Source organism: Psychrobacter sp. M4, assembly GCF_055699795.1.
Map to the genome: position 1 here is coordinate 1,436,868 of NZ_CM146740.1, position 16,000 is coordinate 1,452,867.

Genomic DNA, 16,000 nt, shown 5'->3' on the forward strand with positions numbered 1-16,000 from the left:
ACATGGCGACCGAATTTAAAAAAAATCATGCGCAGATTTGTGAAGGGTGGCGACTACTGGGCGCTATCAATCGCGCCGCTTATCTGCAAGCGGCTATTCCAAAATTGGCATTGCTGACAGGTGATGCCAATAAAGCAAAACGCTTGTTTAATCACCTATTGAGCTTTGCGCCCAAGCTTGATGAGGTAGAGCTTATGAGCGGTGCTACGGGCGAATCCAATGAGCTATATCTCACCGCGCGCGGCAAAACGATGGTCATTGGTAGCGAATCGGCCAAAACTATGGCTGTACTGGGTCAGCTTATCGCTGCACTACTAACCGGCAATGAGGTAATATTGCATTTTCCAGAGCAAAGCGAGATGTGTACCGAAGCCGCCAAAGTGCTTTATGAGTCTGGTATCAGCGATGATGTATTAAGCGTGGCTAATGATTCACAAACGGTTACTTTGCTACATATGGAGCGCTTAGCGCAAGTGGCGGTAGCAGGCAATGCGGCTGAGGTGCAAGCTATTAGCCAAGAGCTCGCTAATACTGATGGTATCTTAACGCAAGTGATTGCAGTGACGGATATGGAAGCCTTGGCAGACATGCTGACGTCCGATTATCTGTACCGTTTTGTCACTGAACGGGTCAGAACCATCAATACCACCGCTATTGGTGGTAATGCTAGTTTGCTTGAGCTTGGGACTTAATGTTATTAAGCTATGAAACAACTTAACTTATTAAAATAGCCAAAGTAATCGAAACAACTCGAAAGCTACGGCCAGTATCTAATTATAAGCTAATTAGATACTGGCCGTTTTTTGTTTATGGATAGCTATTAATAAGTATAGCTTTACGAATGAAAATTGGTAAAGAAAACCCTTTAAATAGCCAATTATATCGTAGCGAAAATACTATTTTTTAAGTTGTAAGATAAATAAATATAGTGATAATATGATATAAGTTAACTAAGTGGTCAGTTATTCAACAGACCCTAACAAAGAATACTACTTAACTTTATGTTAACTATAGAGTCTTCACTTCAACCTATGCCGCTGCTTTTGGTTATTTAGACCATAATTGTAGCACTTTTCATCATTCGTTTAAGCTTGCGCAAGTCAGATGGCAGTCAGCTTATTCATTACACCTATAAATGTCCGTATTGATTTAGATGTGATGATTTCTAAGATATAAAATTTGCTAGATAGAAAAAGAGTCAAATACTACTGAGAGACAGTGTCATCTTATGTAGACAACTGCACTTTAATAGATGACTTTTATACTTTATTAACATTATTTTTTAATAAGAAGTAAAAATTAATCTTCTATATTTTAATTCTGACAGCCGAGCAACGCCATGATTCGTTTTTATCTTAACGGAAAGTACCACGAAATAAACCACCTTAATCCTAACACCACGGTGCTAGAGTATCTGCGTTTACACGCACGGCAAACCGATGTCAAAGAAGGCTGCGGTAGTGGTGATTGCGGCGCTTGTACTATTATGGCGCAGCGTTTGCCGACTCAAAATAGCAAAGATAGCAGAAATAATACTGATACGCCTTTTTATACCTTTAATTCCTGCATTACTTTGCTATCCCTAATGGATGGTCAGCATCTTATTACCGCCTCCTATTTAGCCGATAACCCTGAACATCATCCAGAGCGCGCGCTATTACATCCCGCTCAACAAGCTATGGTGGACTGTCATGGGTCGCAGTGCGGCTTTTGTACGCCTGGGTTTGTGATGTCGCTGGCAAGTTTATACGAAAATAAACGTTTGCAAAAAAAGTCTCAAAGTCAAAAGACTCTAAGTCAAAATGCTAGGAACAATAGCAATACGGAATTTAGCTATGATGAGATAGTCGCCTCGATATCGGGTAATTTATGCCGCTGTACCGGTTATCGACCAATTATTGATGCCGGTCTGACGATGGAGAAAATCGGTCAAGAGCGAGAAGTGGCTGCTCAAGCTAAAGTACAAGACTTAACGACCAATAGTCTAGCTGTCAATGCTATAGATGCAATGGGAAACAAAACCACACGGGCTGAAGTTGACAACAGTACTGAATCAACCGTGCAAACGACAACCATTAAGCCTGCCCTTAGCTATGGTACGCGGCAGCTGTTTATACCCCAGTCGATTGACGAGCTTAATCAGTTAGTAGCGCTATATCCAGAAGCAATACTTTGGGCAGGAGGTACCGATTTAGGACTAAGTATTACCCAGCGTTTGCTTGACCATGAGACCATTATTCAGCTGTCAGCGGTTAATGAGCTAAAAGTATGGTCGTTGTCTGAGTCAAATAATGCTGAAACGGATAATCTAACGTATAGTTCGAATGATAATAAAATAGCAGCGCAAGCTATAACTCAAGAGCTCACCTTTGGCGCGGGTATGACTTATCAGCAGATGCTGCCGATACTCGAGCACCATTTCCCTGCTTTTGCGGACTTATTTGCCAGAACGGCCTCTCCACAAATTCGTAATATGGGTACGCTGGGTGGCAACGTCGCCAATGCCTCTCCAATCGGCGATTTACCGCCAGTATTATTAGCCCTAGAGGCGCGTATCCATCTGCGTCATTGTGGCTTTACTGATGAAAATAATGATGAGGTTCAGGTTTGCGATGAAATCATCCCGTTAGCGGACTTTTTCTTAGACTATAAAAAGACCAAATTACGCGCAGGAAGCTATGTTGTCGCGGTGCATATACCGCTAATGCAGGATAACCAGCATTTATTTATTCATAAAATCAGTAAGCGTTATGAAGATGATATCTCGGCTTGTTTATTGGCGGCAAGAATTGATTTAGCAGCGGATAATGCAACGATTACGCAAGCAAAAATCGGCCTAGGCGGTATGGCAGCGATTCCGTTATTAGCTGAAAACTGCCAGCAAGCCTTGGCTGGACAGCCTTTAGATATAGCAAGCTTTGCGATGGCCGCACAAGCACTGCCAAAAGATGTCACGCCAATGACGGATGTCAGAGCCAGCCGCGAATATCGGATGCACGTGGTGCAGCGCTTATTAATCAAGTGCGGCAAGCAATTAATAGCGGCAAGATTAGCACAGAGAGAACCCTCATGAGCCATCATTCTAGCCTTTTTGACAGCGACAGTATCCGCCGCGTGCGCCCGCCGAAAAATAAAATCGGCACCTCCGCCAAACACGATAGCGCCATTAGCCACGTGATGGGTACGGCGACTTATGTGGATGATATTTTAAAACCAGAAGGCACTTTGCATCTGGCCGTAGGTAAAAGTACCCATGCTCATGCGCGCGTACTAAGTATGGACTTAAGCGCGGTCAAAGCGGCTGATGGGGTAGTGGACGTTATCACTTTTAAAGATTTGACTGCGCAAACCGATATTGGTGCGGTGTTTGACGGTGAGCCTTTAATGGTGGATAAGGTCACCGAATACGTAGGTCAGACTTTATTTGCGGTGGCTGCAACCAGCCACCGAGTGGCAAAACAGGCGGTGCTAAAAGCGGTGGTAGAATACGAAGCACTGCCGGCGCTACTCACTATCGATGAAGCCTTAAAGCAAGAGCAGTTTGTACGCCCAAGCCACTTTATGCAGCGTGGCGATGCTAAAAGCGCTTTGGGTAATGCCCCTCAGCGTATTCAAGGGCACATTCATATGCTAGGCCAAGAGCATTTTTATTTAGAAGGGCAAGTATGTTACGTCGTGCCCACGGATGATGGCGGGCTTGAGGTGTATACCTCATCGCAGCACCCCAGCGAGGTGCAGCAGCTGGTAGCCGAGGTTACCGACCTACCTTTTCACGCGGTCAGTAGTATCGTGCGTAGAATGGGCGGCGGCTTTGGCGGCAAAGAGACGCAGGCCGCAGCGTGGGCGTGCCTGAGCGCTATCGTAGCCAAGCGCCATAATGTACCGGTGAGCATGCGTTTAGACCGTCAAGATGACATGGTGGTGACCGGTAAACGTCATGAGTTCTCCAATCGTTACGAGGTTGGCTTTGATGAGTCGGGTAAAGTGCTCGGTGTTGATATGCAGCTCTCGGCGCTGTGCGGTTATTCGGCAGATTTATCCGATGCTATTGTTGATAGAGCAATGTTCCATAGTGATAACGCTTATTATTATCCAGCGGCACAAATAGCTGGTCATCGCTGCAAAACCCACACGGTATCAAACACCGCTTATCGCGGCTTTGGCGGGCCACAGGGTCTGATGACCGCTGAATATATGATGGATGATATCGCCTATACTCTGGGTAAAGACCCTTTGCAAGTGCGCCTGACCAATCTTTATCAAAACGGTCAAAGCACCCATTATGGGCAGCCAATTGAGCATTTTGATTTAGCAGCGCTTATGGATAATTTAGCAAAAGACTGTGATTATGCTAAGCGTCGTCAGCACATTATAGATGCGAATAAACAAGCCGAAAAAGACGCTAGCGATAAGCGTTTGGGGATAGCACTAACACCAGTCAAGTTCGGTATCTCCTTTACCGTACAGACTTTAAACCAAGCTGGCGCTTTGGTGCATGTCTATACCGATGGCACTATTCAGGTCAATCATGGCGGTACTGAGATGGGGCAGGGGCTCTATATTAAAATCGCTCAAATCGTCGCCAATGAGTTCGAGGTTGATTTGGATACGGTAAAAGTTACCGCGACTCGTACTGATAAAGTGCCAAATACCTCGCCAACAGCGGCATCATCAGGTACTGATATCAACGGTAAAGCGGCACAAAACGCTTGTATCACTATCAAAGAGCGCTTGCTTGCTTTTGCCGCTGAGCATTTTAAAGTGGCAGCGGACGCCATCAAGTTTGAGCGTAACCACGTACAAATCGCTGATAAAGAAAATCTGAGCTTTGCCGCATTGGTGTTACTGGCGTATCAGCACCGTATCAGCTTATCCTCTACCGGCTATTATAAAACCCCGAAAATATTTTATGATCGCTCCAAAGCGTGGGGTCGACCCTTCTTTTATTTTGCCTTAGGCGCAGCGTGTTCTGAAGTTGAAATTGATACCTTAACCGGCGAATATAAAGTGCTGCGCTGCGATATCTTGCACGATGTTGGGCAGTCGATTAATCCGGCTATCGATATTGGTCAGATTGAAGGCGGCTTTATACAAGGGATGGGCTGGCTGACCACTGAGGAGCTGACTTGGGATAAAAAGGGCAATCTGGCTTCTAACAGCCCTGCCAATTATAAAATCCCGACCTCGCATGATTTGCCCAAACAGTGGCAGGTTAAATTGTTTGACCGCAAAAACAGCGAGCAGACCATTTATAATTCCAAAGCGGTAGGCGAGCCGCCCTTTATGCTAGCGGCCAGCGTGTGGTGCGCCATTAATAATGCTATTGCCAGCTTGGGCGACTATAAGAAAAATCCAGAGCTGACCATGCCCGCTACGTCCGAGGCGGTATTAAAAGCGGTGATGCGTATGCAAGGCGAGGCGTGGGAGCTAGCGTCGGCAGCAGACCAAGATACGGTTGACACTATTGATACTATCGACAGTCTTAATAATGACGATGAATATAGCGCGGATGGTCATGTAGACAAGGATAATGACATGAAGCCGCAGCAAGTGCCTCATGCCAAAGATACCAACCCGCCCGAATCGATAGGTAAATTGGTTGATGAGCAGCCGGACGCGGTAGAAAATCCTAAGGTATCAACGGCTCGAGGCCCAGCGCACAGTGAATAATTTTGGGTCAACGATGACGCAGCCTATACTGGCGCGCTGGTATGAGGCTTTGGCGCATTATCAGCAGACGGGAGCCGCGCATGTTTTGGCAACTGTCATTGCAGTCAACGGTTCAGCGCCGCGCGAGCTACAAGCTAAGATGATTATCACCATTGATGCTTGCTGCGATACACTTGGCGGCGGTGGTCTTGAGCATGACGTAGTGATCACGGCAAGGCAATTACTTAAAGGGGAGATAGATAGTAATCAACCTAAAAAAAGCATTTCCAGAAGTAAAAAACTTGGAAACGTTGATTCTGACGATACTAAGACTAATATCGATAGCCATACCGACTTTGAAAACCCCAAAGCCGTACGCCGTGATAACGTTTACACCAAGCACTATCCGTTGGGGGCAAAATTGGCGCAGTGCTGCGGTGGTAGCGTCACCGTGATGTTTGAGTGTTTTAACGTGACGCCGCCTTTATCGATTTTGGTCTTTGGCGCCGGTCACGTGGCCGCGGCTTTGATGAGGGTATTGGCAGAATTACCTTGCCAAGTGGACTGGGTAGATAGCCGTGCGGAGCGGTTTGAACCTTATTTACTGGGCAACTCAGACAGCGCTAATTCATCGCAGCAATCTAGCTCTTTTAATAATAAAACTAACCACACTGACTTAGACAATGAAGATTCTACTGCAAATCCGTCCCCCCGTTACCAGCTTCCTGCGCATATCCGTGCGCATATTGATGAAGAACCGGTAGACTTTATCCGCCCCTTTATTGAGCCTGCATTTAAACCTTTATCTAAGCAAGGCGGTCAGCGTTTTATCCTTATTATGACTCACGACCATAACCTCGATTTTGAGCTGGCACGTGCGGCTTTAGATGTCATTGCGGATGCAGAAAACACTATAGATAATGCTAAAACCAATAATGAATCTGCAAAAACCTCCAAAACTCCTTATGTCGGTTGTATTGGCTCAGCGACCAAAGCCAAACGTTTTAAAGACCGCTTACTACAGCGCGGTTATAGTCAGCAACTGGTGGATAAATTAACCATGCCCATTGGGCTACCAATTGGCGGTAAAGAGCCGATGGCGGTTGCGGTATCTATCGCTGCCCAGATTTTGCAGCATTATCATCAAGGTTAATTGACCATATAATTGATTGACTCTAGAAGGGTTACAGTGCTGTTGGTATAGATTTTACGCAGCCTCTGTCTGCGAAGGCACAGCACGCAAGTAAAATCTATACCAGTAGCACGTTGATATTAATGTATTAATTTACTTCTTACCTATTAGAAGCACTATGCCCTACGAGACCTATAAATGACCCTACATATCTACCAAGCGCAGCTGCTGCATTACCTTACTGAAGACGATGTGGCTAAACGCTCAGAAACTGTGTCTAATACTGCTGCTACCCAGTCTGAAACAGCTACTGTTGATAAAACCAGCATTGATAAAAATAGTGTCGATAAAAGCGCTGCTCTTATGCCAGTTATCGCAGGGGTGAACGTTTATCCTGAATATATCGCTGATGGGGCATTGGTTGTCGATGATACGACGGGTTTGATGGTAGATTATGGTCGCAGTGAGACGATATTGGCTGAATATGCCAGTAATATTAATAGCGATGATAAACACAGCGGCGAGCCAGTAGAGATTCACGACTATCAGGATAAGCTGATTATGCCGGGCTTTATCGATACTCACGTGCATTATCCGCAGATAGACATGATTGCCGCTTATGGTGAGCAGCTTTTGGACTGGCTTAATAATTATACCTTTGTGACCGAGGCCAATTTTGCTAATCCAGAGGTCGCCCATGATACGGCGCAGTTCTTTTTAAAGCAGCTACTGGCTAATGGCACCACCAGTGCTTTGGTATTCTCCACCAGTCACCCTGAGTCCGCAGAAGCCTTTTTTACCGAAAGTCAGCGCTTAAATACGCGCATGATTACCGGTAATGTGCTCATGGACCAAAACGCGCCGGCGCATCTGTGCGTGGCCGCCGAACAAAGTATAAAAGATGCGCAAGATTTGATTGATAAATGGCATGGGCGCGGTCGTCAACATTTTGCCATTACCCCAAGATTTGCCATTACTTCAACGCCAAAGCAGCTAAAGATGGCCGGCGAGCTGTATGCTAGTTTTGATAACGTTTATCTACAAACGCATTTGGCCGAAAATCGTGATGAAGTGGCACTCGTGCGTAAACTCTATCCTCATCATAAAGGCTATTTGGATGTTTATGAAGATATGGGATTGCTGGGTCGTTATAGTACTTTAGCACATGGTATTTATCTTGAAACTTCAGAATATGAGAGGCTGCGCGCGACGGGTACGCAAATAGCGCATTGCCCAACGTCCAATTTGTTTTTGGGTAGTGGGCTATTTGATTTGCCTAAAACGTTGAGTTATACCGGCGTCAGTATCGCTACCGATGTGGGCGCGGGCACCAGTTTATCGATGCTGGAGACTTTAAATGAAGCTTACAAAGTTCAGCAATTACAAAACAATCAACTCTCCGCCCATCAAGGCTTATATCAGATTACTTTAGGCAATGCGCAGTCGTTACTACTGGATGATAAAATTGGCAGTTTTATGCCGAATAAGGAAGCGGATTTTGTGGTGCTAGATATGGCAGCGACGCCTTTGTTAGAGCGGCGTATGGCGCAAACCAAAACGCTTGAAGAGCGCTTATTTGTGCTGATGATGCTCGGTGTTGATAGAGTCGTTAATGAGACGGTTGTTGCTGGGTTGAGTCGTTATCGTCGGGGTTCGTCATAAGTTACTAAAATTAAAGTTTTGCAAGGTCATTTTTTATGCTAAAACTATTTATGATACAACTTGGCGGTCGTCCTAAAGGTCGTTTGGTTGAGCAGCACGATATGTTCTTTGGAGTCGCCAATCATGTTAATGAATTGATATCAGATATCAATAGTCATTGGCCTGAGGTTAAAAATAAATGGCACATTGATTCGTATCGTGCTATCACCAAAGTTGATGATTATAGTATCAAATTGGTCGAAACCAACGAATCAAATCATTCAGAAAAAGACGATAACGGTCTAAAATTGTTCTTCATCAATTTAGGCGGCTATCAGCATGGCAGTTTTGAAGAGTTTCATTTTAAATTACTTATTGTAGCGACCAGTCAAGCCGAAGCTATTAAACAAGCTAAACAAAGTGAGTTTTATAAAGCGTTCACTTTTAAAAATAAAGACTCACCTTTTAATGCCGCTTCCCACATCGACGATAAGTTTGAAGTTGATATCGATGATATTTACAACGTTAATGACCTTATCTCAAACGTCCAGCTATTAATTGAACCTATTGCTCAAGATAATTATGAACTTATAAACGCTGATGATAAGGAATATGTCGGCTATCTAAGCATTAAAAACTTAAAAAAGTTGAAATAATATGGCTTTAAATATGTACTTTAAAAACGGTATGATTCGCAAAACGCGCTGCCGAATCCCTGATGATTTAGTACCCACCCTTTATCAGATTCATGATAATGCAGATTTTCCACAATTAACGTGGCTGATTGACAATCTTTATGACAATCCACAGATCGAGCCTGATATTGCGCAAGAACTAGCCGATGAGATGGTCGCGTTTGAGCGCTTAATACTCTCGCTGCGTTTGCCTTTTCCTAGGGTACCACTGCACAAGGTGCAGACTTTCTTTACTGAGGCGGCTAGTAAGCAACAGGTAATTTATACGAGTAGTGACTGAAAAAATCAGTATGCTCTGATCGCTTAGATAGAGCTAGATCATTTTAAGTTTGAGCTTATGACTGATGACATTGAAGAGCTTCTAACCGAGCGTTTTAACAATTGGTGATGCGTTTATAGTTGCCAACTACACATCATAAGCACCTTGAAGCAAGCTCCAATTAGCCCCATAATCTAAGCACTTCCAAACAATAAATAGCCTAAGCAAAATATGTCTGATACTTCAATAGCAATGCCTCATAACGAGAAAAATTCAAAAAACTCCGATAGTAATTTCGCCAGCAGCTCTAACAGCGACTTTGAAAACAACGACTTTGAAAGCTTGCCTGTACTCGTCAAAGACCAGCACTATCTCAGCCGTCTTGAGCGTGAACTGGCACGCGCCGCTGTTTCAAAAAATAAAGCATCTAAAAACCAAGCATCTAATAAAAATGCCAATAACAGCGCGAGTAACGATGATAATGCTGTCGATGATAAGCAAGAGAAACTTGAAAAAGAACTCGCCAAAAAACGCGCCCAATATGACAAGATAAAAACCCGTTCACAGCAAGCGGTACAGGCGCGTATCGATAGTATTCCTGAGAATTTGCCTGATAGACTAAACCTTGATTTGCCGGTCAGCCAACGCGCTGATGATTTGGTGCAAGCGATTATTGATAACCAAGTCATTATCGTGGCAGGGGAGACAGGTTCCGGTAAGACCACCCAATTGCCTAAGCTGGCTATGATGGCAGGGCGCGGTATCACGGGGCAAATTGGGCACACGCAGCCCAGACGACTAGCGGCCAGAAGTGTTGCCAACCGTATCGCTGAAGAGCTGGGCGAGCAATTAGGTAATACCGTTAGCTTTAAAATTCGCTTTAACGAGCAAGGTACGGCTCAGTCGGTGGTCAAGCTGATGACCGATGGTATTTTGCTCGCCGAATTGGGTCACGATAGGTTTTTAAACAAATACGACACCATCATCATCGATGAGGCGCATGAGCGTAGCCTCAATATCGACTTTATTATGGGCTATTTAAAAAAGCTACTACCTAAGCGTCCTGATTTAAAAGTGATTATCACCTCGGCAACCCTTGATACCAAGCGCTTTAGTGAATACTTTAGCTATTATGATAACAAGCTTAAACGCAACGTACCTGCGCCCATCTTTAATGTCGAAGGGCGCAGTTTCCCGGTCGAAGTGCGCTATCGTCCGCTCACCGATGAGCCAGTGACCAGCTCTGATGAAGACAGCTACGATGATTTTGAAGAGAACCTGCCGCGTGCTGTGGTCGCGGCGGTCGAGGAGTGTTTCAGTGATGCACAAGATAAAGGTCATGCCGATCAAGCAGATATCTTGATATTTGCCGCCACCGAAGCGGAGATTCGTGAGCTACAAGACGTACTTGAGCAGCATGGGCCCAAGCACACCGAAGTGTTGCCGTTATTTGCGCGGCAGACTTATGAAGAGCAGCAGCGTATCTTCCAGCCCTCAGGTCGGGGTCGGCGCATCGTTATCGCCACCAACGTTGCCGAGACTGCATTGACCGTGCCCGGTATCCGCTATGTGATTGACTTAGGATTTGCGCGGATATCGCGCTACTCGTATCGCTCGCGCGTGCAGCGCTTGCCGATTGAAGCTATCTCGCAAGCCGCTGCCAATCAGCGTAAAGGTCGCTGTGGCCGGATTGCACCGGGCGTTTGTATCCGTCTGTATTCTGAGGAGGACTTTACCAGCCGTCCTGAATTTACCGAGCCTGAAATTCTGCGTACCAACTTGGCGTCGGTCATCCTACAAATGGCTAATTTGCGTTTAGGCAGTGTTGATGATTTTGATTTTATTGAGCCGCCTGATAGCCGTTTAGTAACAGACGGTCACAAACTGCTTGATGAGCTGGGCGCAATTCCCTCTAAAAGTGAACAGGCTTCTTCGAATCAAAGCGCTAAGTCAAAACGTAAATCAGGTCTCGACCATCTGCGTCTGACTCGCACTGGTCAGCAGATGGCGCGAATGCCCATTGATCCGAGGTTGGCGCGGATGCTGGTCGGCGGTAGCGACTTTGATTGTATGCGTGAGATGCTAATTGTGGTTGCCGCTCTAGCGGTGCAAGATCCGCGTGAACGTCCAGCCAACAAACGCCAACAAGCAGATCAAAAGCATGCGCTATTTCGTCAAGATGACTCCGACTTTTTGTTCTATTTAAGCCTTTGGAAAGCGCTGTTTGAAAAAGACGAGGACGGCAATAAACTGTCCAACAATCAGCGCCGCCAGTTTGCCAAAAAGCATTATTTAAGCTTCCCGCGCGTGCGTGAATGGCATCAAACTCATCGCCAGCTGCTACAAATGGTCACCGAGCTTAAGCTAATTGCTGACAAAGGCAACGGTAAGGATGCGCTTAACAACGATCCTACCAGTGTTGACGATGAGGAAATTAAGGCAGTACGTTATGCGCATTTGCATCGTGCTTTGATGACTGGGTTATTATCCACTATTGCCCATAAGACTGAAAATCGCGGTGAGTATCTGGCCGCGCGTCAGCAAAAGGCCAAAATTTTCCCCTCAAGTACAGTATTTAAACAAACACCGCCTTGGGTGATGGCGTTTCAGATGGTGGAGACCTCGCAAGTGTTTATGCGTAATGTCGCCAAAATAGAGCCGGAATGGATTATCTCGGCGGCGGGCGACTTGCTCAAATACCATTACTTTGAGCCGCATTGGTCGAAGAAAACGGGACGGGTCAAAGCCTATGCCCAGATTAGCCTATTTGGCTTAATAATTGTCAGTAAGCAGCTGACAAATTATGAGCAAGTCAATTTGAGCGAGTCACGAGAAATTTTTATCCGTGATGGTCTAGTCACGGGTAACTTAGGTCGACAAGCGCCATTCTTGCAGCATAATATGGATAAAATTGCCTACGTTGAGCGTATTGAGGATAAGCTGCGTCGCCGTGATTTGTTGGTCGATGAGGAGGCGCTATATCAGTTTTACGATAAAAAAATCCCCGAGCATGTTGCTAGCCGTAAAGCCTTTGAAGATTGGCGCGCTGAGGTGGAGAAGAGCAATAACAAATATCTATTCTTCACTGATGAGGACGTACTTAATAGTCAAGCGCCAACCACTGGTGACTTTCCTGAGGTATGGCAGTTAGGCGATTTACGATTGCCGCTACGCTACGTTTTTGATCCAGCCAGCGACGATGATGGCGTGACCATTCGCGTGCCTCTTGCTGCTTTGCCACAGCTGGATGCTATTGAGCTGTTATGGGGCGTGCCAGGCTGGCGTTATGAGTTGGTATTGCAGTTACTTAGGTCATTACCCAAAGACATTCGTCGTCAAATTGTACCGATACCGGATACTGCCGATAGCTTGTTTGATGAGTTACAAATAGAAGCCGAGCAAGGTTTGCTCAAGCAACTGTGCCACGCGCTGGCTCGTCGTGGCATCATGTCAGTGACCCCTGATGACTTTGACCCGTCCAGTATTGACCGTTATTTGCAGCCACAAATCTCTGTAGTCGATGACAAAAACCGCGTCATTGAAAAAGGTCGTGACCTGCAAACTTTACAAATTCGCCATGCCAGTGAGACCAGTCAAGCGGTGAATGAACAGCAAGGCGTGCATACTGACTTCCCTGAGCACTATAATTTTAGTAAAAACCGCCATAGTGCCGGCGTAGTGATGAAGCAGTTCTCCGCTCTGGTTGCTGATGAGGCTGGGGATGCGGTATCGATTCATCATTATACGGATGTCAATGCCGCCTTAAAAGCGCATCGCACTGGTGTTTTAACCTTAATCAAAGGTAAGCTTGGTGCGAAGAAAAAACAGCTTACCAGCCAAATCGACAAGATATTTAAACTGGCCTTTGCACCCCTTGGCGATATGGAAAAGCTCAAAACCATTGTCATTGATGCCACTTTAGATGCGACTTTAGAGGAGCATTATGTGTTGTTTGACCACAGCACTGACTTGCCTGAAAGTGCGGATAGTGCTGCTGTTGAACTAAGCGAGGAGCTGCCTTTTACTTTCGAAGAATATAGAAAAACTCAAGAAGTTGTTGTCAGTAATTTTTTATTAACCGGTCAAAAAGTCATCAAAACTCTCAAAGAGGTCTATACGCGCTGGCAACGTATTCGCCAAAGTCTGCTTATGCTTGATCGCGAGATATTTGGCGAGTCTATCGATGATATCGAAGACCAGCTTTCGGATTTATATTTAGCGGATTTTATCTACCGTATGGATTATAGTCATTGGCAGCAGTATCCTCGCTACTTGGAGGCATTAGAGGTTCGTATTGAACGCCTTGAGCATAATCTAGAATCAGATATTGAAGGCGTTTACGCACTGGATGTACATATGGAGCGCTTGGTCAATCGTGCAAGCGACGCCGCTATTAGCGAATATCGCTGGATGGTTGAAGAGTATCGTATTCAACTGTTCGCCCAGCCGATGAAAACCCGCATGGCGGTATCGCCTAAGCGTTTGAATAAAATGTGGGATAGAATGAATTAAAAAGCTACGTACTAAAAAGCCATAGGTTTGCCCTTATATTAAAATAAAGCTTTCCTATACTTCTCGTTCTTTCGTAGCTTACGATCGTAAACATGCTTCCTATGAGATCAGCTCAGAAGGAAGCTTTTTATGAATATGGACTAGAGTAGATCTTTTATATTTATAAGGTTGGTAAATAGTGTGCATATAATCTATTAATCTCTACATTCTAACCTCATCGTATCTTTTTAGAATAAAATTATACTTTTTAATTTATCAACAAAAATTAAATTGATTTAGTTTTAATAAAGAACATATAAAATGAGACGATATTTTTTATATAAAATATTAATTGTTTGAGTAGTCAAATTAAAAAGTTATTCTACAAAATTTATAATGCTTACTTTTATGCTGTTATTTTTATATATCAACAACTGTTTGTATTATGGCTATATCTTATAAAAAGTAAATTCCATAGATCAGGATTTGATTTAACTATATATTAAACTACCAAGCATAAAATAATTATTAATTGTTTGACTAAATCCATACAAATACTAGTGAGTTATTACCAATACGATATGGTCATGTTGTATAATGATGTTATAGTATAAATGTAGTTCAAATCTAAAAGTTATAAACAAGGAGGTTTTTATGCCACAACCATCAGGTAAGAAAGTCGCGTTAGTAACAGGGGCTCTTGGAGGTATTGGTACGGCTATTTGTGAAAAACTACTAGCGGATAATTATTATGTTATTGCAACTTTGAGCAAGGATGATCCAGAACGTACAAAAAAATGGTGTGATGATAATGGTTTTGACGCTGAGAGTTTTGAGTTTGTAGCTGTTGATCTAAGTAACCATGAAGTAGCAATGGCAACAATCCAGCAAACTATTGACAAGTACGATAGTATTTATGCTCTTATAAACGGTGCTGGTATCACCCGTGATAGTAGCTTTAAAAAGATGAGTTTCGAGCAGTGGAAGCAAGTGATTGACACTAACTTAACTTCTCTTTATACCATCGTCCACCCGGTCTTTGTAAAAATGCTAGAGCAAAAAGAAGGCCGTATTGTTAATATCAGCTCGATAAATGGACTGCGTGGTCAGTATGGTCAGACTAATTACTCGGCCGCTAAAGCAGGTATTATTGGTTTTACCAAGGCTCTAGCATATGAGGGTGCTCCTTCATCAATCAATGCCAACGTCGTCGCACCTGGTTATACCTATACTCCTATGGTAGAAACTGTACCTGAGCATATTATGGCGAAAATTAAAGAAACTATTCCGATGAATCGTTTAGCTAGTGCTAGAGAAATTGCTGCCGCTTGTATGTATCTTATTAGTGATGATGCTATATTTGTCACAGGAGAAACTATATCAGTTAATGGCGGCCAATATATGTCTTAACTTAAGTATTAATTAAGTTTTATTTGTTACATTACTAAGTATCATTATGAGACGGATAACTTTATAATATCTGCTTCGTAATTACACATATACTAATCACACTCATATGGAGAAATAATATGTCACAACCATCACCTCAAGAACAAATGAAAAATTATATGAATCAATTCAACGGTAATGCTCAAAAAATGTTTGAGCCTTGGACAAAGTTGAATCAGGCGTTTTTAAAAAATGCTGAAATGATGACTGAGTTTTCACTTAACACTATCAAATCTTATTCAGAGATCGGCCTGAAAAACATGCGTCAAGTTTCTGATATTGATTCTCCAGAATCTGCTGAAAATTTTAAAGCCAATCAAGCAGAAATGCTTAATGCTATTAGCCAGCAAATGTTAGCAGACGCTCAGCGTATGACAGAGCTTGGTACTAACATGCATGACGAAGTTATGCGCGTTATGGGTGAAGTTTACGGCGAAACTAATGAGCAGATCCAAGCCAATATGCAGAAAACTGCTGATCAAGCTTCTAAAACGGCTCAAGAATATACTGCAAATGTAAGCAAAATGGCTGAAAAGGCAACCGAGCAGGTTTCAAAGGCTGCTGGACAAGCTTCAAAAGCAGCAAGTTATGCTACTAGCAAAAACAACAGTTCTACTAACGCTAGCAAGTCATCTAACACTGATAGCAACACTACTAGTAAATCAACCAGTAAGTAGCTGTAAT

The 16,000-nt window shown here is 43.9% G+C and carries 10 protein-coding genes; all 10 read left to right on the forward strand.

The window, feature by feature from the left end; genetic code table 11:
- Positions 1-2: 2 nt before the first annotated feature.
- The 10 genes from ACR63N_RS05990 (at position 3) to ACR63N_RS06035 (ending at position 15,993) form a co-directional block, all read left to right on the forward strand.
- A complete protein-coding gene (locus tag ACR63N_RS05990; protein WP_367103365.1) occupies positions 3-692 on the forward strand; it encodes an aldehyde dehydrogenase family protein in 690 nt (229 codons plus the stop codon).
- A 647-nt stretch (positions 693-1,339) separates the two neighbouring features.
- On the forward strand, positions 1,340-3,073 hold the full coding sequence (locus tag ACR63N_RS05995) for a xanthine dehydrogenase small subunit (protein WP_472782588.1): 1,734 nt from the start codon (positions 1,340-1,342) through the stop codon (positions 3,071-3,073).
- Positions 3,070-5,670 (forward strand): xanthine dehydrogenase molybdopterin binding subunit, encoded by a 2,601-nt coding sequence (xdhB, locus tag ACR63N_RS06000; RefSeq protein WP_472782589.1) that lies wholly within the window; start codon positions 3,070-3,072, stop codon positions 5,668-5,670. The genes ACR63N_RS05995 and xdhB overlap by 4 nt, the downstream gene beginning before the upstream one ends.
- Before the next feature lie 13 nt (positions 5,671-5,683).
- Positions 5,684-6,802, forward strand: coding sequence for an XdhC family protein (locus tag ACR63N_RS06005; protein WP_472782590.1), 1,119 nt, complete (start codon positions 5,684-5,686; stop codon positions 6,800-6,802).
- 177 nt (positions 6,803-6,979) lie between these two features.
- A complete protein-coding gene (gene guaD / locus ACR63N_RS06010) occupies positions 6,980-8,443 on the forward strand; it encodes a guanine deaminase (protein ID WP_472782591.1) in 1,464 nt (487 codons plus the stop codon).
- 35 nt (positions 8,444-8,478) lie between these two features.
- The gene (locus ACR63N_RS06015) at positions 8,479-9,078 is read left to right on the forward strand and encodes a DUF1543 domain-containing protein (protein ID WP_367103360.1); all 600 of its coding nucleotides are present in this window, start codon (positions 8,479-8,481) and stop codon (positions 9,076-9,078) included.
- 1 nt (position 9,079) lies between these two features.
- Positions 9,080-9,397: a hypothetical protein gene (locus tag ACR63N_RS06020; RefSeq protein WP_367103359.1), complete on the forward strand. Its 318-nt coding sequence runs from the start codon at positions 9,080-9,082 to the stop codon at positions 9,395-9,397.
- A 210-nt stretch (positions 9,398-9,607) separates the two neighbouring features.
- Positions 9,608-13,888 (forward strand): ATP-dependent RNA helicase HrpA, encoded by a 4,281-nt coding sequence (gene hrpA / locus ACR63N_RS06025; protein ID WP_472782592.1) that lies wholly within the window; start codon positions 9,608-9,610, stop codon positions 13,886-13,888.
- 633 nt (positions 13,889-14,521) lie between these two features.
- Entirely contained in the window at positions 14,522-15,277 is a 756-nt protein-coding gene (gene phbB, locus ACR63N_RS06030) for an acetoacetyl-CoA reductase (RefSeq protein WP_367103357.1), read from the forward strand.
- A gap of 119 nt (positions 15,278-15,396) precedes the next feature.
- Positions 15,397-15,993 (forward strand): phasin family protein, encoded by a 597-nt coding sequence (locus tag ACR63N_RS06035; protein ID WP_367103356.1) that lies wholly within the window; start codon positions 15,397-15,399, stop codon positions 15,991-15,993.
- The last annotated feature ends 7 nt before the right edge of the window (positions 15,994-16,000 follow it).

Excerpts from the sequence above, each read along its gene's own strand:
- hrpA (WP_472782592.1), top strand. The coding sequence starts at position 9,608 with ATGTCTGATACTTCAATAGCAATGCCTCATAACGAGAAAAATTCAAAA.
- xdhB (WP_472782589.1), top strand. The coding sequence starts at position 3,070 with ATGAGCCATCATTCTAGCCTTTTTGACAGCGACAGTATCCGCCGCGTG.
- ACR63N_RS06020 (WP_367103359.1), top strand. The coding sequence starts at position 9,080 with ATGGCTTTAAATATGTACTTTAAAAACGGTATGATTCGCAAAACGCGC.
- ACR63N_RS05995 (WP_472782588.1), top strand. The coding sequence starts at position 1,340 with ATGATTCGTTTTTATCTTAACGGAAAGTACCACGAAATAAACCACCTT.
- ACR63N_RS06005 (WP_472782590.1), top strand. The coding sequence starts at position 5,684 with ATGACGCAGCCTATACTGGCGCGCTGGTATGAGGCTTTGGCGCATTAT.
- ACR63N_RS05990 (WP_367103365.1), top strand. The coding sequence starts at position 3 with ATGGCGACCGAATTTAAAAAAAATCATGCGCAGATTTGTGAAGGGTGG.
- ACR63N_RS06015 (WP_367103360.1), top strand. The coding sequence starts at position 8,479 with ATGCTAAAACTATTTATGATACAACTTGGCGGTCGTCCTAAAGGTCGT.
- phbB (WP_367103357.1), top strand. The coding sequence starts at position 14,522 with ATGCCACAACCATCAGGTAAGAAAGTCGCGTTAGTAACAGGGGCTCTT.
- guaD (WP_472782591.1), top strand. The coding sequence starts at position 6,980 with ATGACCCTACATATCTACCAAGCGCAGCTGCTGCATTACCTTACTGAA.
- ACR63N_RS06035 (WP_367103356.1), top strand. The coding sequence starts at position 15,397 with ATGTCACAACCATCACCTCAAGAACAAATGAAAAATTATATGAATCAA.